Source organism: Hymenobacter wooponensis (assembly GCF_004745865.1).
In the GTDB taxonomy this organism is placed as follows: domain Bacteria; phylum Bacteroidota; class Bacteroidia; order Cytophagales; family Hymenobacteraceae; genus Hymenobacter; species Hymenobacter wooponensis.
On the sequence record NZ_SRKZ01000003.1, the window covers coordinates 195557 to 216548 of the forward strand.

The window sequence follows — 20992 nt, forward strand, 5'->3', positions numbered from 1 at the left end:
CCTGTTTTTTTTGGCGGCCGGCGGCGGAGTTATTGCCGCGGCTTATGTTTCAGCCGGACGCCTGGTGAAAATTTGTTAATTGGATAAGAGCAGTAACAGTTCGCCTGCTAGTTGCAGTGCCATTCTTTTACCGCTGAGAGCCAATTAGATGTTAAGCATGTCCTTTACGCGGTTCATATCGGCCGAGCTAACCAGGGTAGCGTGCGTGAGGTTACGCTTCTGCTTGGTGGTTTTCTTGGTCAAGATGTGGCTTTTGAAGGCGTGCTTGCGCTTCACTTTGCCCGTGCCGGTTAGCGAGAAACGCTTCTTGGCGCCGGACTTGGTTTTTACTTTCGGCATTGTAGTGGAGGTAAGAAGTAAAACAACTGCGGCGGTCGGCTGCCTAGGGCCGGTGCGCCAGCGTAAAGTGCGGCTGAGCCGCGGGTAAACTATTCAGTAGCCTTGTTAGCGGGCTGAGCCGCGGGCTTGGCTTCCTTTGGAGCATCCTTGCCACCCTCTTTGGGAGCAGCGGGCTTGGCTGGCTTCACAGGAGCAGCCGCTTTAGGAGCCAGATACAGGAACATACGCTTGCCTTCTAGCTTAGGTAACTGCTCAACTTTGGCCAGATCCTCCAGGGCCTGGGCAAATTTGAGCAGCAGGATCTCACCACGCTCTTTGAAGACAATGCTCCGGCCTACGAAGTGTACATAGGCTTTAATCTTAGCCCCTTCACGCAGGAATTCCTGCGCGTGCTTCAGTTTGAAGGCGAAGTCATGGTCGTCGGTGTTAGGGCCGAAACGAATTTCCTTGATGATAACCTTCGTCTGCTTGGCCTTCAGTTCGCGCGTCTTTTTCTTCTGCTCGTACTTAAATTTCGAGTAGTCAATAACGCGGCAAACGGGTGGTACGGCGGTAGGTGAAATCTCAACTAGGTCGAGGTTCTGCTCCTGGGCCATCCGGCGGGCCTGCTCAATAGAATAGATGCCCTGTTCGATGTTTTCACCGACTAGGCGCACCTCACGGGCCGTAATCTTCTGGTTGATTTTAAACGGCTCCTCGACTTGAGCGCGAGGGATGTAGCGGCGGTTAGGGGTTGCTATGGCTGTTCTCCTTAAAGGTGAGCTAAAAATTCAGTTTACTAGGGTTGTACTTGACATAGGCCAGTCCCAATCCGTTCATTCAGGGGGCAAATATCCGGCATTTTTTCCAAACACTCAAAAAGGCTATATTAAAATAGCCTCATGAGTTGAGTAAAATCCGGCCTTTTAGCCTCCGACGACCTTGTCCCGCTGAATTAGAAACCGTTGAACGGCTTTCTGCGGGGCAAGGTCGTCATTGTTGGCAAGATGACTACTATAAGTTAGACAGTCTTTCCGTCCATCATGTCATTCACCTGCTGCTGGAAGCTCTGGATGAATGACTCAATTGGCATAGATCCTACGTCACCCTCACCGTGCTTACGCACCGACACAATGCCGTTTTCCTGCTCCTTCTCCCCTACAATTAGCATGTATGGCACTTTGGAAACTTCGGCATCCCGAATCTTCCGGCCAATTTTCTCGTCGCGGTGATCTACGGTGCCGCGCAGTTCCGCTTGAACCAAACGGTCGTACACTTGCTGAGCGTAGTCCTGGTATTTTTCAGAAATAGGCAATACCGCAAACTGCTCAGGTGAGAGCCATAGGGGGAAGTTACCGCCGCAGTGTTCAATCAGTACAGCCACGAAACGCTCAAGCGAGCCAAAAGGAGCTCGGTGAATCATGACGGGGCGCTGCCGTGAGTTATCTGAGGCAACATATTCCAATTCAAAGCGCTCGGGCAGGTTGTAGTCAACTTGGATAGTACCCAGCTGCCACTTGCGGCCAAGAGCATCCCGCACCATAAAGTCGAGCTTAGGGCCGTAGAAAGCTGCTTCACCCAACTCCGTTACCGTGTTCAACCCTTTCTCGGCTGCAGCTTCCTGAATTGCAGCTTCGGCACGGGCCCAGTTTTCATCAGAGCCGATGTATTTAGCTTTATTCTCAGGGTCGCGGAGAGAAATTTGCGCAGTGAACTCAGGGAAGTCCAGCGCTTTCAACACGTACAATACAATGTCAATTACTTTCAGGAACTCCTCCTTCACTTGGTCAGGACGGCAGAAGATGTGCGCATCGTCCTGGGTAAAGCCCCGTACGCGCGTTAAACCGTGAAGCTCACCCGACTGCTCATAGCGATACACCGTACCAAACTCCGCAAGGCGCACCGGCAGGTCGCGGTACGAACGAGGCTTGCTGCGATAGATTTCGCAGTGGTGAGGGCAGTTCATGGGCTTGAGGAAGAACTCCTCGCCGGGGTTAGGCGTCCTAATGGGCTGGAATGAGTCGGCCCCGTATTTCTCGTAGTGGCCCGAAGTCACGTAGAGCTCCTTGGAGCCGATGTGCGGGGTTACCACAGGCTGATAGCCAGCTTTCATCTGGGCGCGACGCAGGAATTGCTCCAAGCGCTCCCGTAACGCAGTGCCTTTCGGTAGCCACAAGGGCAGGCCTGCTCCTACCTTCTCCGAGAAAGTAAAAAGCTCTAGTTCCTTGCCCAGCTTGCGGTGGTCACGGCGCTTAGCCTCCTCTAGCTTCTCCAGGTACTCGGTGAGTTCCTTGGCCTTCGGGAAGGTGATGCCGTAAATACGCGTGAGCTGCTTATTCTTCTCATCACCGCGCCAGTAGGCGCCTGCTACGTTCAGCAGTTTTACGGCTTTGATGGGAGAAGTATCTGGGATGTGCGGTCCGCGGCATAAGTCCGTGAAGTCGCCCTGAGTATAGAAGGTAATGGTACCATCTTCAAGGCGGTCAAGCAGGTCTAACTTATACTCGTCGCCTTTCTCAGTGAAGTAAGCAATGGCGTCGGCCTTGGATACATCCTGGCGGCGGTACTGGCTTTTCTTCTTGGCCAGTTCCAACATTTTGGCCTCTATCTTCGGAAACTCCTCCGTAGAAATCGAGCGGCCTTCGCCTAAATCGATATCGTAATAGAAACCATTTTCGATACTGGGCCCAATGCCAAGCTTTACGCCAGGATACAACGTTTCCAGTGCCTCAGCCATTAAGTGGGCCGAGGAGTGCCAGAAAGTTGACTTACCATCCTGGTCATTCCAGGTCAGAATTTCTACGGCAGCATTCTGGTCAATTGGGCGGTGCAGGTCGCGCACTTCGCCATTCACGCGGACGCCGAGTGCATTACGGGCTAGGCCCTCGCTAATGTTGGCGGCAACGTCGTAGCCCGTGATGCCATCTACAAACTGGCGCACGGAGCCGTCGGGGAGCGTTATGTCAATCATTTGAAAAAATTGGGGTTTAGCTATACAAACAGCGTTAGCCCGCAAGTTAGAGGATTAGTTTTGGCTTTCCTGACTGTAGAGCAAGGCAAGCAACCGCTTACTAAGCCTACTTACCACAAAAAAACCTTTAAAAGAGATAACTGAGGGGCTTCTAACATCGTTCCTCGGCTATATCAACAGGCGTATCCTTTCCTACAAACCTGTACCTGGCTGCACAGAAATGGGCTCAACTGCCTCCACGGCCTGCCGAGGTGTTTCGTCGACGATAACGCCGTGTGCCCGATTTCCAACCTTCCAGGCTTTATACGTCCAGTGACGGTTCCCTGGGTTCTCAGCCACTAGTAAGCGATACTGGTCGGCGGCTTCGGCGTAGCGAGCTAGGCTTTCGTAGCTTTCTGCCAGCATCTGACGAGCTCCTGCTAGGCGCGGAGCCCTCCGCAGGGCGCGCTGCAAGTGGGGAATGGCGTCGGCGTACTTATGATTTTTGTAGGCCACCAGCGCCAGCCGGTAATCGGCGCGGTAAAAAGTGGTATCCAGCTGAACCGTGCGAGTGTAGATCCGCAGCGCGCTATCGGGCTGATTTTGCAGTTCAAACTGTCGGCCATAGTCGTACCACAGCGGGCCATAGTTTGGGGCTAGCTTGAGCCCGCGAGCTGCATACTTAGCTGCATCGGCTGGCACTCGAAACGCATTAGAGAGAAACGCGAGCTGATGCAAGGTTTCAGGCTGCCGTGGGTCGCGGCTAAGACTAGCTCGCAGGTAGTCTAATGCCTGGAGCGTGTCTTGCAGGCCTACGTACGCTATACCCTTGTAAAATAGCGCACCCGCATGATCGGGCTCCTGCTGCAGGGCCCGATCTAGTTGGTCCAGGGCATCCTGGAAATGTCGTTCAACTAAATAGGTTTCCCCCACTAGCAAGTTCAAGTCGGCGGAGGAGTAGCCACGGCGGGAGGCCTCTTCTGCAGCCGTAAGAGCCTGCTTTACTTTACCCTGAGCGCGCAAAGCCCGAGCCTTAATAAAGTAAAAATCTGCTGGGCTGTCATCGAGCTCCAGGGCCCGATTGATATCTTCTAGTGCTGCTGGTATTAGGCCAGCCTCCAAACGGAACCCAGCCCGACGCGCATACAAAGAAGCATTACGGGGCTGACGCGCGATGGCTCCTTCTAGCTCCGCCGCCTGAATCTTAGGCCCACTTTGCACCGTGGCTAGGTTAACCATCACCTCTGGGCGCTCATCAGGAGCCCTTTCTCCACATCCCGCCACTCCCACTGCAAGTGGAGTCAGCATTAGGAAAGTTCGGACACAAGCGTGAGAAAAATATTTTAAAGCGGCCATCAGACTGCAAAGATACACAGCCTAGCTGGCCTAGCCTCGCTCAGTACATTCTCTTGAGAAGCTCCGCGTGGCCCACCAACAGCAGCTTACGCCTTCTTTCGGATATGACGCTGCACCTGCCGGTGTAGCTGTCGGTTGAGTTGCTCTAACATGCGCCGACAGCGCCGACTAGTCTCCAACTCTTCAGCCGTAACCGGCTTCAATTCCATTGCTTCTTGTAAGACGGCTACTGCCCGGCTTCGCTGCCCTTGGTTTAAATGAACACGGGCCAAGTCATAACAGAATTCAATCCGCTTGGGTGCTAGCTCGTGTGCCCTGACTAAAGCATCAATGGCTTTACGGGTACCTGCTCCACTCGGCATACCGCCCAGAAACAATCGGCTAAAGCCTCGCTCCAAAAGATTATAATGGTCAACACGGTAATGCCAGCGGCCTAGCATTTGCCACGCCTCGGCCCAGTCAGGCCGGCGTGCTACTGCTTTAAACACATGGCTCTTCATTTCCTTGTAGGCCAGTAGCCGGCCCCGGGCCCCCAGTAAAGTAGCTTGGTTACCAAGAGCCAGAGCTTCCGCATAATGGCCTTCAGCTCCTTCTGAACGCACTACCAGTGCTCGATTCGCATATAAGCGTGCAGCCGAGAAATAAGCTGACTTTCGCGTTTCATCGGTATAGCGCGCCCCAATCCTGACGCTCAATATGGCGGCCTGCCAGAGTGCCTCATACGTAGCTGGAGCCTTTACTAACACCTGCTCGTATTTGGCCAAGGCTTCTGAATCATGGTATTGCTCCTGCTGCACTTTTGCCTGGGCCATAAGCTCTTCCAAGGCTGGAGCCAGCTTTTCGGAAGTAGTTGGGCTTACTGGCGGATTACCCTGCCCCGCAGCAGCTGGCGGCCGGCATATGCTAGCCAAGAGGCCTAAAATTCCAACTGCAAAACGAAGTGAACGACGCATAACCTCTAATAGCCCTGCAAAACTGTGGGTTTTTACTGAAAGCGGTGCAGACAAACTGCTCAATACCAACTTCCCGCGGTGCAATGCCTTCTAGGCTAGTCTTACCCTCCTATAGAAAGAGCCCCGCTTTTGGGCGGGGCTCTTCATTACTCAAAACAGCTTTAGCTGCGATTTAGGCGTCTTTAGTACGGCCTGGGCTTGGGCTACATCAGCGGCTGAGATGTCCACTGGTCCAGTATGCTCGGGCATTGGCGCTTCTTCAGCGGCAACCGATGAGTTGCTGCGCGGAATTGTGGCTGGCCCGCGCTTTTTGGCCACTTCCCGGCGCTGGGGCTCAGGGCCTTCATCGGTGAGTAAAGTCACGGCGTGAATCTTGAAGTAGTTGAGCTTGTTGCCCATGGCCTTCCAGCCTTTCACGTCAATGAACTCGTGAATCAGAAGCTTCTCCGATTCTTTATCGGCCTTCTTATCACGCTGCAGTTTTATTTCAACCTGCGGCTCCGAATGGCAGGTAGCACAGAGCAATTTAGAACCCTTGGTTTCCGATATAAAGGTGAAGCGCTTCTCCAGCGTACTGGTTTCAATTTTGAAACGCTTCACATAGTGCGTTTTGGTTTCACCCTCCGCATAAACGGCGCTGATTAGGGTCTCTGGCTCCAATTTGCGCAGCAGCACAATGTTGGGCACATCGAAGTGGTGCGCTGGGTCCGGCGACTTAAGCTCGTAGCTACCATCCTTGTACACCACCAAAATAGTGTTATCGGTGTCGAAGGTGCCTAAGTAACGACCATGGCCGGCGGTGTTGAGACGACCTACCACACTGTCGAAGAATACCTCGCGGCCGCCCAACGTGGAGTCACCGAGGCTCTTCTGCGTGATTTTCTTAATGGGCTGCTTGGTCACGATGTTCCCCATCGAGCCCTTGCCTTTAATGGCCAGCTCCGCGAAATCGAAGTCAAACTGCTTCACGCGAGCCTGGGCTTTATCGGAAAGCTGCACGTTCACAATCTCCGATTCGGAGTTGGGGTTAGCCGTCAGATAAAGCGTTTTGGTGCCCTTGGTGCCCTTGGTCAAGTCGTAGGTTTTGTCGCGGGTAATACCCGTTACCAGGAAGCGCTTGGCAAAGCTGATGCCCGAAGCACCATCCTGATAAATCATGTTGTACACCAGCCGGTCATCGTTCTTATTGTAAACGCCGGCGTGTAGGATGTCTTTCCCAACAAAGGTCTTCTCGGCAATTTTAGATACCATGAAGGTACCATCACGCTTGATGGCAATGATATCGTCGAGGTCGGAGCAGTCGCAGATGTACTCCACATGTTCGTCTTTCTTTAAGCCGTAGCCCACAAAACCGTCGCGGCGGTTCACGTAGAGCTTTTGGTTAGCCACAGCCACTTTCTGGGCCGTTACTACATCAAACGTGCGCAACTGAGTTTTACGCTCCCGGTTGGTACCGTACTTTTTCAGGAGCCCTTCAAAATAGTGAATGGCGTAGCGCGTGATGTTGGCCAAATGGTCGGCTACTTCCAGCAGCTCGGTTTCCAGCTTGTGGATGTATTCTTCTGCCTTAAAGCCGTCATACTTCGAAATACGCTTAATGCGGATTTCCGTCAGACGCGTGAGGTCATCTTCGGTAATGGCGCGACGCAGTACAATACGTGTGTCATTGGCCTTGAACTTCTCCCCTTCAATGCGCACGAATTTCTTCAAGCCCGCATCAATAGTGTGCAGAATGTCTTCCCAGGTCTCGCACTCCTCAATTTTGCGGTAGATGCGGTTCTCAATGAAGATTTTCTCCAACGAAGCCGAGTGCCACTTCTCCTGCAACTCCTCCTGCCGAATTTCCAGCTCGCGCTCCAGCAAACGCACCGTTTTCTGGGTGCTCAGGCGCAGCATATCCTCCACCGCCACAAAACGAGGCTTCTCCTCAATAATGACGCAGGTGTTAGGCGAGATGCTAATTTCGCAGTCGGTGAAGGCGTAGAGGGCATCCATGGTGAGGTCGGGGCTCACGCCCGTGGGCAGGTGCACCTGTATCTCTACCTCGGCGGCCGTGTTATCAACTACCTTCTTGATCTTGATTTTATTCGCTTCCGAGGCCTTCACGATGCTTTCCATCAGCGCCGTAGTGGTGGTGCCGTACGGAATGTCGCGAATGATGAGCATGGTCTTATCGGCCTTCTCGATGGTAGCCCGCAAGCGAATCTTGGCGCCGCGTAGGCCACCATTGTAGTTCGTAACGTCGCAGAGGCCACCCGTGGGGAAGTCGGGGAAGAGCTGAATGTCGCGGCCGCGGAGCACGTCGATGCTGGCCTTGCACAACTCCCGGAAGTTGTGGGGCATGATCTTCGTGGAGAGGCCTACGGCAATACCCTCTACTCCTTGTGCCAGCAGCAGCGGGAACTTCACGGGCAGTGTAGTAGGCTCGCGCTTGCGGCCATCGTAGCTCATCTGCCACTCCGTAATGTCGGGGTTGAACACCACATCCAGCGCAAACTTGCTTAGGCGGGCTTCAATATAACGCGGAGCCGCCGCGCCGTCGCCGGTACGGATGTCGCCCCAATTACCCTGCGTCTCGATAAGCAGATCCTTCTGGCCTAGGTTCACCATGGCGTCGCCAATGGAGGCATCACCGTGGGGATGGTACTGCATGGTCTGGCCGATGACGTTAGCTACCTTGTTGAAGCGGCCATCGTCCATTTCCTTCATGGCATGCAGAATACGGCGCTGTACGGGCTTCAGGCCATCCTCAATGGCGGGCACGGCACGCTCCAGAATTACATAGGAAGCGTAGTCCAGAAACCAGTTCTGGTACATGCCGTTCACGGTGGCCACGTCATGAATGGTCTCACCGGGCGCAAACTTAGGCTCCTCTTCTGTTTCTTCCGTTACGGGCTCTGGCTCGGTCACGGCGTCCACGTCGGCGCCCGACTCCGCGAGGAGTAGTTCGCCTGATTCGCTTACCACAGATTGCGCGGGCTCATCCGCCGGCGTTTCAGCATCCGCCGACTGATCCGGCGCGGACCCAAACTCAAAGGAGTCGCCGGAGCCAAACAGGTTTGGTTGCTCTTCTTGATTTGGGTCTTGGGGGTTCGTCTCTTCTGACATTACGGGGTGTGGCCTAGGACCACGGTTATTGTTCTTGTACCTCTCTCCTGCTCTCCCGCCATGAAAGCTAGGAAAGCAGAAGGTTTTAAACTATTTACTGTCCAGCTTCTGCTGGTATTACCTGGCTGGTGTACAGGCCTCGCTATGGCGCTAGGCCACTTAGGGCAGCCGGCTGAAACCGCCTTAGGTTAGGCTAGGTCTTCTTCGGGTACTTCCTCAACGGGGAGAACATCAGAAGTCACCAAATCCTTCTCTAGACGAAGATTTTCGATGATAAATTCCTGACGAGCTGGCGTGTTTTTGCCCATGTAGTAGTTCAGTACTTGCTGAATACTGCGGTCGGATTGCAGAATCACGGGCTCCAGCTTGATGTTGTCGCCGATAAACTTACCAAACTCATCTGGAGAAATCTCGCCCAACCCTTTAAAGCGCGTTACTTCGGGGTTGCGGCCCAGCTTGCGCATGGCGGCCTGCTTCTCCTGCTCGTTGTAGCAGTAGATGGTGGTTTTCTTGTTGCGCACCCGGAACAACGGCGTTTCCAGAATGAACACGTGGCCGTTGCGAACCAGGTCGGGGAAGAATTGTAGGAAGAAGGTGAGCAGCAACAACCGGATGTGCATACCGTCTACGTCGGCGTCGGTGGCAATTACTACGCGGTTGTAGCGCAGGCCTTCAATGCCTTCCTCAATGTTGAGCGCGTGCTGGAGCAAGTTCAGCTCCTCGTTTTCATACACTATCTTCTTCTTCAGCCCGAAGCAGTTCAGGGGCTTACCGCGCAGGGAGAAAACGGCTTCTGTCTCTACGTTCCGGCTTTTGGTAATGGAGCCCGATGCGGAGTCACCTTCCGTGATAAAGAGCGTGGTCAGGGCCTCCGCTTCCTGCTTGCCTTCGCCGAGGTGGAATCGGCAGTCGCGGAGCTTGCGGTTGTGGAGGTTGGCTTTCTTGGCGCGCTGGTTGGCCAGCTTCTTCACACCCGCCATATCCTTCCGTTCCCGCTCGCTTTGCTCAATGCGCTTGCGTAGGGCGTCAGCAACTGCCTGATTTTTGTGCAGGTAATTGTCGAGGTGCTCCTTCACGAAGTCGAGAACAAATCCGCGCACCGTAGGCCCATCAGGCCCCATGTTGATGGAGCCTAACTTGGTTTTAGTCTGCGACTCGAATACTGGCTCCTGCACCCGAACGGAAATGGCCGCCACAATGGAAGCGCGAATATCGGCGGCATCATACTCCTTCTTGTAAAACTCGCGCACCGTTTTTACTACAGCCTCACGGAAGGCTGCCAGGTGAGTACCGCCCTGCGTGGTGTACTGGCCGTTTACGAAGGAATAATACTCTTCCCCGTAGTCGTTGCCATGGGTGAGAGCCAGTTCAATATCCTCTCCCTTCAGGTGAATGATAGGGTACTTAATCGATTCAGGATCGGCTTTGCGAGCCAACAGGTCCAGCAGGCCATTCTCGGAGTAGTACTTCTGGCCGTTGAAGTTGATTGTCAGACCTGCATTCAGGTACACGTAGTTCCAGATCTGATTTTCCAGGTACTCCGGGATGAAGCGGTAGTTGCGGAAAATAGAATCGTCGGGCTGGAACGTGAACAGCGTGCCGTTGCGCTGGCTGGTTTTCTGGGGCTTAAGGTCACTGGTAAGCACACCCTGGGAGAATTCCGCCGACTTCATCATGCCCTCCCGGACACTCTGCACCAAAAAGTAATTGCTGAGCGCGTTAACCGCCTTGGTGCCGACGCCGTTTAAGCCTACAGACTTCTGGAAGACCTTCGAGTCGTACTTGCCACCTGTATTAATCTTACTTACTACTTCCACCACTTTGCCCAGCGGAATACCCCGGCCATAGTCACGTACCTGCACGCGTTGATCGGAGATTTTGATGTCGATGGTACGCCCGTGGCCCATTACGTGCTCGTCAATCGAGTTGTCGATGACTTCTTTTACCAGCACATAAATGCCGTCATCGTAGCTGGAGCCATCCCCGAGTTTACCAATGTACATGCCTGGGCGCAGGCGAATGTGCTCACGCCAGTCCAGCGAGCGAATGCTGTCCTCGGTGTAGCCATGATCGGGGGTTGCGGCGGGTACTTGTTCTTCAGCCATCAGAAAACTGGAATTCGAATTTGGGGTAAAATAACACAGAAAATTGACCTTTTCCGCGCTTTACTTTCGCTAGCCAAGTTAGCAATTAATAGCGTTTCAACCTAGATAAATGGCGGTTTGTTCCCACAGTAGCGCCTAAATAACCTCATTTCCTTCTTCTTCACACCTCTCACCATCCCAACGATATTAGCAAAATGTTTCCTCCCGCTAGTCAACATCATCTGCCCCCCTCCGGACATACGCCTAATCCGGTAGTGAAGCAGTCGCCCATGATACAGTTCGCCTTCTTCATGCTGGGGGCAGTGCTGCTGATCTATACCCTTAACAGGCTAGACGATATCCTGTTGCCATTGCTGTTTTCGGCACTGTTTACGCTGCTACTGCTGCCTATTTGCCGGTGGCTTGAGTTGCGAGGCATTCCCCGAATACTGAGCATTATTATATGCCTGCTAATGCTACTGCTATTCTTAGCAGGCATTATCCTGGGCTTTGGCTCCCAGCTTACGCAGTTCCAGTCTGAAATTCCGAAGCTGCAAGACAAGATGATGCAGTTCTTTACGGATGCTCAGGCCTGGGCTCACAATAAGTTTGGCTATGAGCCCATGAGCATTGAGGAAGTAAAGGAGTCGACAGTAAAAGCCCTGAAGAAATCGGGGGGCACATACCTTGGCACCACGCTTAACACGACTACCTCAGTGTTCAGCAATTTGGCGCAGGTGCTTATTTACATCTTCTGCTTGCTGCTGTACCGCGACCATCTGCGCCAATTCATGTTCCGTTTCGTGTCGCCGGATAAGCGCACCTTCGTGCTTCACACCGTCGACAATATTCAAACCGTTGTGCAGGCCTATATCTCTGGTTTGTTCAAGGTCATCATCATTGTTGCCGTTCTCAATGGCATAGGCCTACTGGCGCTAGGAGTGAAATTTGCCATCTTCTTCGCCATTTTCGCTTCCGTGCTAGCGGTTATTCCCTACATCGGAATTATGATTGGGGCAACAATACCGGCTATTATCACGCTGGTAGAAACCGGCTCAGTGGTGCAGGCAGGCCTAGTAATCGGTGTTTTTGTGTTTGTGCAATTCTTGGAGGGCAACTTTATTACCCCGATGATTACGGGCTCTCAGGTTAGCATTAACCCATTGGCCGCTATTCTGGCCCTGATCTTGGGCAATGCTCTGTGGGGAACCCCCGGCATGATTCTGAGCATTCCCATGATTGCGGTAATCAAAGTGGTACTTGACACCAATAAGGTAACGGAACCCTGGGGCTTTTTGCTGGGTGATACAGCCGAAGGAGACGACTCAACTAAACCCGAAGCTAAACAGCCTGGTGGCATAAAGAAGCTCTGGGACCGAGCCTTCGGCAAGGCAGCCTAGCCCACTTCTAAACGTTATCAAAGGCCTTCACATCGCGTGTTTTGCGAGTGGGGGCCTTTTTGCATCTAGAAAAGTTTAAATGCTATTATCCCAAATTATGTACCGACGAGAAAGCAACCTAGCCTTGCACAAGAGGGTATAAAGCTCAGGTAGCCGCTTCCGGCGGTATTACCGCATCATACTGTAAACCCTTGAAACTCTCTTCATCATGGCAACTATCTCTGGCGAAGCCGCCCGCGCTTACAACGACCTCGTAGAAATCAATAAAACGGCTGCTAAAGGCTATCAGGAAGCTGCTGAAGGCGTATCTAGCCCCGATCTCAAATCGCAGCTGAGCCAGTTCAGCCAGCAGCGCGCTCAATTCGCCTCGGAGCTGTCGCAGCATGCACAGCAGTTTGGCATTTCGGTTGAGAACGACAACACGATTGAAGGTGTAGTAGCGGATGCCGCTGCTGCCGTACATCGTGGCTGGATCAATATTAAATCGGCTATTACTGGCCAAGACGACTCGGCTATTCTGGGCGAGTGCGAAACTGGCGACGCTACGGCTCTCTCGTCCTATGAAACGGCGCTGAAATCGAACGAGCTTCCTGCTGAAGCCCGCAACGTAATTCAGAAGCAGCACGGCGAAATCTTGTCGGCTAAGAACTGGGTTACCCAGCACAAAGGCACTCGCTAGGCCTATCTGGCAACTATTTTAGAAAAGGCTCACCACATGGTGAGCCTTTTTTGTTGTTACCAAAGCAGTAACAATAGTTAGACCCTGGCCTACGCACCGAATGCAACCTTTGGAAAGCGTATCTTTGTTACCAATTTGATTAGCACGTTTCTTACCTGATTTCGAGCCGCTTTTGTACGCCATCATTGACTTAGAAACTACCGGCGGTCAGCCCACGCAAGACCGCATCACGGAAATTGCCATTTATATCCACGACGGTGAAAAGGTGGTGGATGAGTATAGCACGCTCGTGAACCCTGGTAGGCCTATTCCCTTCTTTATTACCCAACTCACGGGGATTTCCGACGAGATGGTGCGCGATGCCCCCAAGTTTCATGAGGTGGCCCGCAAAGTGGTAGAAATGACGGAGGGTTGCGTGTTCGTAGCCCACAACGTGCGCTTCGACTATAGCTTTCTGAAAAAAGAGTTTGCGGACCTAGGCTATAACTACTCCCGTAAAACCTTGTGCACGGTGCGGCTGAGTAGGTCCCTGATGCCTGGCCAGCCTAGCTATAGCCTGGGCAAGCTGTGTCAGAACATTGGCATTCCCCTCCACGACCGGCACCGGGCTTCTGGCGATGCGGCGGCCACGGCCATCTTATTCGGGCGGTTGCTGAAAATTTCGCAACAGGAAGAGGCCCTAGTAGCACCTGGCCTGAGCCCCGCTGAAACCTTAGCCGCCGTAGACGCTACTGCTCCTTCAGGCCGGCAACCCAAAGCGGCGGCGGTGAGCACCAAGCAGCCTTCAACCCGCAAGATCAAAGCAGTACAGGAGGCTATCCGAACGGCCCTACTGCCCCCGAACATTACTCCCGAGAAAGTGGCTTCGCTACCTCAGGAGGCGGGCGTGTACTACTTCTATGATCAGCAGGGCGAGGTGATTTATGTTGGTAAGAGCATCAACATATACAAGCGGATTCAGCAGCACTTTGCCGTCGATTATAAGTCGCGCAAGAGCCTAGAGTTTAAGAACTCTATCTCTGACATTACGTGGGAACTAACGGGCTCCGAGCTGGTGGCGCTGCTATATGAGTCGCACGAGATAAAGCGCATGAAGCCACTGTATAATCGGGCGCAGCGGCGGTCAGTGTTTCCGGCAGGCATCTTCTTGCGTACCGATGAAAATGGCTACAAGCGCCTGTATTATGGTCGGGCCGACGACCACGCGGAGTCGCACCCGTTAATTGCACTAGGCAATCAGTTTAAAGCCAAAGGCTTTTTATTTCACAAGGTTTCGAAGTTTAACCTGTGCCAGAAGCTCTGTGATTTATATAAAACTACTGGCTCTTGCTTCGATTATCAGGTGCATCGCTGTAAAGGCGCTTGCATAGGCCTAGAGCCGCCTGAGGAGTACAACCAACGGGTAGAAGAGGCTATTGAATCGTTCACGTACGAGCACGGCACCTTTGTTATCATTGGTGCGGGGCGGCATGCCACGGAGAAAAGCCTGGTAGTAGTGGAAAATGGCCGGTACTTGGGCTTTGGGTACGTAGACGAAAGCTTCTCGGCGCGGCGCTTCGTGGATTTCAAAGACGCCATTACTCGCTACAACGACAATAAAGACGTGCAGCAGATTATACGGCAATACCTGCGTACCAAGCACAAAGACAAGGTGAAGGTATTTGCCTAGGCCACTGCTGCTCTAGCTAGGCGTAGCTCTGCCTTCATGCTGCTGGGCTATCTGCAGCCACTGCACGGCATGTGTTTCGTCATTAAAGCGCCGCATCTGATAGGTACGAGTTGGGTCAGTATCGGCCCGCTCAAACGCCTCAATGGTGTGCGTGAGCTGCTGATAGAATGGCGACAGGAGCTGACTCATGTACACCGTGCTCCCTAGCGTAGGGCTTAACGTCGGGAAAAACTCGTTGAGCCCCCAGGCAGTAGTCTCAGGATCGGCAGGTGTGCGCCGACGGCCATCGAGGAGCCAGTAAGGACAGTCGGATTGCTGAGCAGCTTCCAGAATTAATTGGTACCCTTCTCGGGTTTCGGCATTGGAAACGGGCCGAAGCCAACGCGCCACCAAGAATTTGAGATCTGACCGATAAGTAAGGGTTAGATAATCGGGAGCAGTAAACGTGCGCATTATACTAGTACTAAACTACAAACTTACGATAAGGCGGCAATTGTGCTTTGAGTGGCTTATCAGCTCACCAGAGCTAGCCAACCCAGGTGCCCCTGCTTTGCAAGTAGTATTCTTTACTGCTCTAGCTTAGCCAAGGTTACCAGCCTCCAGCGGGCCACCTAGTGAAACGGAAGCCTGTTTGCCGAACCTTGGGACTAGTACAAGCGGTGGCGCAGTAGCCAACCTGCTCCGTCAAACTCATCGGCTCTTGGTTGGTATTTCTCCACCTTCACTGCCTTGTTTAGAGGTAGCGTATTACCATCGCCGCTATCGTACACAGTAATGCGAGATTTGGCCGTAGCAGGCATGTTTGTGGTCCCAATTAAGTCTTGGCCTGCCCCATCATAGATGCTGATAGCTATGCGTGCATCAGGGGTGCCCCTTATCTCGAAGGCATCGTTTCCTCCTAGGCCAAAGAGCCGGATACTTTTTGTTTGCCGAGCATCGAAGGTTCGCTGAGACAACAATTTTTCACCGGTAGCCAACAGTTGGAATACCTGTATCCGCACTTGCCCTTCTCCAAGGGCCTCTACTACAAAACGCTCCGCCTCGTCGGTGCCGGGTAGTTCCACTTCCTCAGCTAAGAGCTCATAGAACTTGCCCGCTACGGCGGGCAACTGGTCGCGGCGAGAGCGAAGCTTGCGGGTAAATTCACTGGCCGACAGAGTCTGTACTTCCTTAGGCCACACGCTCAGGGCGTTGGTAATTACTGGGTCAGGTAATGATTGGCGCAACGAGTCGGCAATCTGCTGGAAGTCCTCACGCGTGAGGTAGGCCAGCAACGATTTATCCATGGGCCGCGCCGCTCGGTTTAGTCCTTCGACATCCTTGAGGCGGATTTTTTCATGGAAGCTCTGGTAGTTTGACTTCACCCAGGCAACAATGTGAGTAAAAAACCCATCGTCGAACTTAAAGAAGGCATGGTCTCGGTCGCGCGGAATGGCTCGGTATATGGTAGCTCCCTCCTTCCCCGTAAAGCTTGCCCAGCGCCACTGGTCTTCCCGCCGGCTCCAGTCGCCGAGCCACATATCAAAAAGCCGGTTACGGAGGTACTGACGGGCATCAACCCGGTACTGTGAACTCGTGAGCAGGTTTGTAAACACCTTACGGGAGCTTTCTACCCGGGTAGAGCGCCCGAAACTGCTAACAGCGCTTTGGTCACCCTCGGGCCGCTCTTCAAATAAGTAGAGCTGGTTGGCAAAAAGCTTACGAAACTCACCCAAGGCCGGGTCGTCCGTCACGAATACTAGGCGGGGGTTGGTATGATAGAGCCCGGCCGCTTCAGCCAACGCAGGCACTATGTAAGCACCATATGGATGAATAACACTGGTCTGGTCCTTCATCAAGTTGCCAATGGGGCCGTTCTGCAGGCTTGCAGGCAGAGCTTTGGTGGCATCCTTATCCACGGAGCGCAACACATACTGCACTCCGTTGCGGTCTACGAGGCGCAAGTTGCGCGTTTGAAAACTCCCTCCTTCCCGCACCGGAGTAAGTCCACCAGGCACGGCCGTACGCAAATTAAATACGGGTGCCGTAACAGGCTCAGCCCACACATTACGGTAGTGCTTGCCCCAGAAAAACCGATGCACAGCCCCACGCTTATACTGCGGTCCAGCGGCTACCTGCACCGTAGAATCGGAGCGCACGGGTAATGCCGGGTGGGCTACAGGTGGCGCCGCGGGCGAAGAGCAAGAGTACAGCAGTAGCGCGGCCAGCAGACCACCGGGCACATGTAAAGTAGAACCAGACACAAAGTTGGGTATTGCGACGAGAAAGCGGCCGCGATGTGAAGCCGCCGCCCTTATAGCGCAAACGTTACCTAAACGGTTGTTGAGCTCGGCCCCTACTTTTCGGGAGAAGTTGCGTTGAAGGATACAGACGTGTTTTATTTCCGCTGAATGACCAAACGTTTTCCCTCAGTAGTGCTGCTGCTGCTTACGGCATCAGGTTGTGCCCGCGACTCTTATTTCCAGCCCGACGCCCGGGTAAGCTACCCTGCGCCCATGGCCGCCGGGACTGACAGCGCGGTGGTAACGGCCGGCCGTCACTACTTGCGGGGCCCAATAGGCAGGCTTTTTCTGGGGGCGCATTACCGCAAGGCGTGGGCAACTCCGGTTACCTTACCGGTTTTAGACCCGCAGAAAGCAGTGCCAGGTGGCCTACGGTTTGGCAAACTAGGTGGGGGCTTCCAAACAACCAGTGTTACGCTGCTTGCTGATGATGGGCTCGCCTACGCGCTGCGCACCATTGATAAAGACCCCTATAAGACCTTGCCCAAAGTTCTCCGCCAAGGCTTTGTGCTTACAACCGTGCGCGATGCCACTTCCGCGGGCATGCCTTACGGGGCCATGGTAGTTCCCCCGTTGGCTCAGGCCGCAGGTATTCCTCATGCCAACCCGAGAGCCTTCTATGTCAGGTCGGATGAGAGTGGCCTAGACGTTGCCTCCGAGCGGTTCAGGGGTAAAGTTGTACTGCTGGAAGAGAAAATGGAAGGCAAGATTAACCTGCCGCCTTCCCTGCGGGGCGCCTCAGAGCTTGAGGAAAGTGATGAGATGCTGGAAGAACGCTACCGCAGCCAAGATCACCGTATTGATGAAGCAGCCTTCCTGCGGGCCCGGTTACTTGACCTGTGGCTGGGCGACTGGGACCGGCACGAAGGACAATGGAGTTGGGCCGCCTTCTCGCAGGAGAATGGCCGCACCCTCTGGCGCCCGGTGCCTCAAGACCGCGACCAAGTGTTCTTCCGCTTTAATGATGGCCTACTGACCTGGCTGGCCAGTAGAATTGTACCGAAGTTCCGGTCGTTTAAGCCAACCTACGAAAGCGTGGAAGGCTACACCCGCAACGCCCATTTCATTGACCAACGGACGCTGAGTGAACTACCCCGGGAACGATATGTGCGCACAGCGCATGACTTACAAAAGCGCCTTACCGATGAGATAATACATCGGGCGGTTGTTAAAGGGCTGCCCCGCGAAGTATACGCACTGGAAGGCGCCCGTATGGAAGCCACTCTGCGGGCTCGGCGCGAAGGCCTCCTGCATGTGGCAGAAAGGTATTATGGCTTGCAGGCCAAAGAAGTACTGGTTGCGGGCACCGACGATAATGAGCGGTTTGTAATAGAGCGGCTTTCGGATACGGCAACTGTGGTATCAGTATATCGCCTCGGTGGTGGCAAGGCCGCCCCCGACTCCCTGCTGTACCGTCGGCAATTTAATCCCGCAGAAACCCACCGGGTAGTGCTACATGGGTTGCGCGGCAAGGATGAATTCACCGTTTCTGGCTCGGTGTCTCATTCCCCCTTCATCGACATCTACGGGGGGCCAGAAGAGGACACCGTGCAGGATACCTCCCACGTAAGTGGCCTACGCAAGAAGACGCGCTTCTTCGATACCAAACGCAACAACGTATTGGAGGGCGGCAAAGAAACCAAAGACCACCGCAGCCACGGCGTAGCCTCTCACGCTTTCGACCGAGACGGCTCTGGCAGATAATCCACCCGACAGCTGACAGCTCAATACTCCATAGCACAAAAAGGATCTTATGATAGCTGATGGTGCCTGCACTAGGCCACTCATTCAGGTAGCATAAGATCCTTTCTGACTTAGAAAATCAGCCTCGCGGCTTTTCTACTCTACCGCACGTAGCTTTTCCCCTTCCAGTTCTTGCAGCATTTCCAGCACCATGTGTTCGGTGGGCGTGAGCAAGTCATTCTCGGAAGGATCAGCGTCGTGACGGCGCAGGTAATCGATGAGTTTATCGGAGTTAAACAGCTCGACTACCTGGGGGTGAATGTAGTATTTAGAACAGACCGTGGGGGTATTGCCCAGGTTCTGGGCCACATCTTTTATCGCGCGCTTCAGCGTTTTGGGCTTCGGAAACTCTGGTTCTTCGTCAATAATAGTCTCTAAGCACTCTACCATTTTCACGGTGCCTCCCCAGGTGCGGAAGTCCTTGGCCGACAGCTTCAGCCCGGTTACTTGTTGCAGGTACTCATTTACGTCGCCCGATTCTAGCTCGGCGCGGTGTCCATCGGGCAAGTAGTACTGGAATAAGTGCTGGCCAGGAATCTCCTTGCACTTTTGCACCATGCGAGCCAGCTTCCGGTCGTGAATGGTCAGATCGTGCGCAACACCTTTTTTACCCACGAAGGCAAAACGCACATCGGCGCCACTCACTTGCACGTGCTTATCGCGCAAGGTGGTAAGGCCGTAGGTCTTGTTTTTCTTGGCGTACTCCTTGTTACCCACCCGGATAAAGGACTGATCCATGAGCGTGAGCACCAGGGCAATTACCTTTTGCTTGTCTAGTTGCGGGCGCCCCAGGTCTTTATGGATCTGTTGGCGCAGCTCGGCCAGCTTCTCACCAAACGCACGCAAACGGCTAAACTTGGTGAGGCTGCGGGCCTGGTCCCAGGCCGCGTGATATAGGTACTGCTTGCGCCCTTTGGCATCGCGGCCAGTTACCTGCAAATGCGAGTTGGCCGAGGGCGAAATCCACACATCCGTCCAGGCGGGTGGAATCACAAAGCCCTGGATTCGGCTCAAGGTTTTCTCATCACTGATAGGCTCGCCTTTAGCGTTGAGATAGTGGAAAGTGCCATCAGCAGCAGCTTGACGCGTCAGGCCTGGCTTGGTATCGCTCAGGTAACGCAAGCCGGCTAGCTCAGCCTGGCGGGCAGGATCTTTATATAACAAATGCGCTTCTTCCAACGGATCGAGGCGCTTTTTACGGGTTTTTGGGCGGGCAGCAGAGACAGTCATACGGGAACGGGAAACCGCAGGCCTGAAGTGGCCTACTGGCTCTGCTGTACGCAGAAACATCGGAAGTGATAGTCTATAGCCCTTGCGGTGCTCCGGCAATTGAAGTAAACCCCTTGACCCGGCACCTTTCCTAGTCTTCTTGCCTGCTTATTACACGTAGCTCACATACGCTCCCGATAGGTTTGTTCGTTTCTGGTAGCACTACTGCGTGGGTTAGACTTCTCATCTGAAAAGGCAAAAATTTTCGGGCTGATATTCCGGCAGATAGGCCTAGAAATTGTAAAGTGGCAACCTAAAGCCATGCGCATCGTACGGAAGCGCCGGTATTTTGGCACTATTTCGTGTCGCCTTACGCTCACCTCCGCTCTTTTTCTACTTACTCATTTCCTTTTTCATGCGTCGTTATTTGCTTAAACCTTGGCTGCTTTTTGGCCTTGTTCTCACCCTTGGTTCCATGTCGTCCTGCTCCAAGGATGGTGATGGTGTTGTGCTCTTTTCAGTTGAAGATGATAAGGCGCTAGGCCAGAAAGTTGCTCAGGAAACCGATTCTACCTACCGAGCTAAAGGCCAGCTGCTGGAAAAGAGCAGCAATGCCCGCGCCTACACGCTGCTCAATCAAATTGTGACGCGCGTGCTCAACTCAGGCCAGTTGCAATACCGCAATGAGTTTCCTTGGGACGTGCAGATCATCAAGGATGACCAAACCCAGAATGCCTTCGCTACTCCCGGCGGCCACATTTATGTTTACTCGGGCCTGATTAAGTTTCTTGACAGCGAAGATCAACTGGCTGGGGTTCTAGGCCACGAAATTGCCCACGCCGACCGCCGCCACACCTCCCGCCAGCTGCAGCAGCAGTATGGCATCAGCCTGCTTCTGAGCGTGCTGTTGGGTGAAAACCCCGGCCAGCTAGCCGAGATTGCCACTGGCCTGGGTCAACTCAAATTTAGCCGCGACTTTGAGCGGGAGGCCGATGAATACTCCGTAGTGTACCTCAATGGCACCAACTATTACGCCTGCGATGGTGCCGCCGGCTTCTTCATCAAGGCAGAAGCCCAGGGCCAAAGTGCCACGCCGGAGTTCCTGAGCACGCACCCCAACCCAGGCTCTCGCATTCAGGACATTCAAACCAAAGCCGACCAACTGGGCTGCCGGAGCCGCAACACCAGCAACGGTTCGCTCAATGAGCTCAAGAGCCTGCTCTAGGCCACAATAGCCCCTG

At 53.7% G+C, this 20992-nt stretch carries 14 protein-coding genes and 1 pseudogene; 5 read left to right on the forward strand and 10 right to left on the reverse strand.

Annotated elements, in window-relative coordinates:
- Window positions 1–144: 144 nt before the first annotated feature.
- The 7 genes and pseudogenes from rpmI to EU557_RS11165 form a co-directional block, all read right to left on the reverse strand.
- Entirely contained in the window at window positions 145–339 is a 195-nt protein-coding gene (gene rpmI / locus EU557_RS11135) for a 50S ribosomal protein L35 (RefSeq protein ID WP_135436037.1), read from the reverse strand.
- Between the two features lie 182 nt (window positions 340–521).
- Window positions 522–1079: pseudogene (gene infC, locus EU557_RS11140) on the reverse strand (translation initiation factor IF-3); the annotation flags it as partial.
- Window positions 1080–1339: 260 nt separating this feature from the next.
- The gene (gene thrS / locus EU557_RS11145) at window positions 1340–3289 is read right to left on the reverse strand and encodes a threonine--tRNA ligase (protein ID WP_135530541.1); all 1950 of its coding nucleotides are present in this window, start codon (window positions 3287–3289) and stop codon (window positions 1340–1342) included.
- Between the two features lie 192 nt (window positions 3290–3481).
- Entirely contained in the window at window positions 3482–4576 is a 1095-nt protein-coding gene (locus EU557_RS11150; RefSeq protein ID WP_167855168.1) for a tetratricopeptide repeat protein, read from the reverse strand.
- Between the two features lie 134 nt (window positions 4577–4710).
- Complete coding sequence (locus EU557_RS11155) at window positions 4711–5436, reverse strand: tetratricopeptide repeat protein (RefSeq protein ID WP_210116023.1); 726 nt, start codon at window positions 5434–5436, stop codon at window positions 4711–4713.
- A 291-nt stretch (window positions 5437–5727) separates the two neighbouring features.
- A complete protein-coding gene (locus EU557_RS11160; protein ID WP_135530544.1) occupies window positions 5728–8685 on the reverse strand; it encodes a DNA gyrase/topoisomerase IV subunit A in 2958 nt (985 codons plus the stop codon).
- A 188-nt stretch (window positions 8686–8873) separates the two neighbouring features.
- A complete protein-coding gene (locus EU557_RS11165) occupies window positions 8874–10790 on the reverse strand; it encodes a DNA topoisomerase IV subunit B (RefSeq protein WP_135530545.1) in 1917 nt (638 codons plus the stop codon).
- Between the two features lie 194 nt (window positions 10791–10984).
- Here EU557_RS11165 and EU557_RS11170 point away from each other — a divergent pair, with 194 nt between their 5' ends.
- The 3 genes from EU557_RS11170 (at window position 10985) to EU557_RS11180 (ending at window position 14517) form a co-directional block, all read left to right on the forward strand.
- Window positions 10985–12169 carry an AI-2E family transporter gene (locus EU557_RS11170; protein WP_245326237.1) on the forward strand — a complete coding sequence of 395 codons (1185 nt, stop codon included), beginning with the start codon at window positions 10985–10987 and terminating at the stop codon, window positions 12167–12169.
- 208 nt (window positions 12170–12377) lie between these two features.
- A complete protein-coding gene (locus tag EU557_RS11175) occupies window positions 12378–12848 on the forward strand; it encodes a ferritin-like domain-containing protein (RefSeq protein ID WP_135530546.1) in 471 nt (156 codons plus the stop codon).
- Window positions 12849–13020: 172 nt separating this feature from the next.
- Window positions 13021–14517: an exonuclease domain-containing protein gene (locus tag EU557_RS11180; protein ID WP_135530547.1), complete on the forward strand. Its 1497-nt coding sequence runs from the start codon at window positions 13021–13023 to the stop codon at window positions 14515–14517.
- 12 nt (window positions 14518–14529) lie between these two features.
- Here the strand turns inward: EU557_RS11180 and EU557_RS11185 are convergent, their stop codons facing one another.
- Together EU557_RS11185 and EU557_RS11190 are read right to left on the reverse strand one after the other, a co-directional pair.
- Window positions 14530–14970 (reverse strand): hypothetical protein, encoded by a 441-nt coding sequence (locus EU557_RS11185; RefSeq protein WP_135530548.1) that lies wholly within the window; start codon window positions 14968–14970, stop codon window positions 14530–14532.
- A gap of 194 nt (window positions 14971–15164) precedes the next feature.
- Window positions 15165–16760: a hypothetical protein gene (locus EU557_RS11190; RefSeq protein WP_135530549.1), complete on the reverse strand. Its 1596-nt coding sequence runs from the start codon at window positions 16758–16760 to the stop codon at window positions 15165–15167.
- Between the two features lie 147 nt (window positions 16761–16907).
- On the opposite strand from EU557_RS11190, the gene EU557_RS11195 reads away from it, so the two are divergent.
- Window positions 16908–18503: a hypothetical protein gene (locus tag EU557_RS11195; RefSeq protein ID WP_135530550.1), complete on the forward strand. Its 1596-nt coding sequence runs from the start codon at window positions 16908–16910 to the stop codon at window positions 18501–18503.
- A gap of 135 nt (window positions 18504–18638) precedes the next feature.
- Here EU557_RS11195 and EU557_RS11200 read toward each other — a convergent pair whose 3' ends face one another.
- Entirely contained in the window at window positions 18639–19772 is a 1134-nt protein-coding gene (locus EU557_RS11200; RefSeq protein ID WP_135530551.1) for a DNA topoisomerase IB, read from the reverse strand.
- A 454-nt stretch (window positions 19773–20226) separates the two neighbouring features.
- Here EU557_RS11200 and EU557_RS11205 point away from each other — a divergent pair, with 454 nt between their 5' ends.
- Window positions 20227–20976 carry a M48 family metalloprotease gene (locus tag EU557_RS11205; RefSeq protein ID WP_245326238.1) on the forward strand — a complete coding sequence of 250 codons (750 nt, stop codon included), beginning with the start codon at window positions 20227–20229 and terminating at the stop codon, window positions 20974–20976.
- Window positions 20977–20992 lie beyond the last annotated feature (16 nt).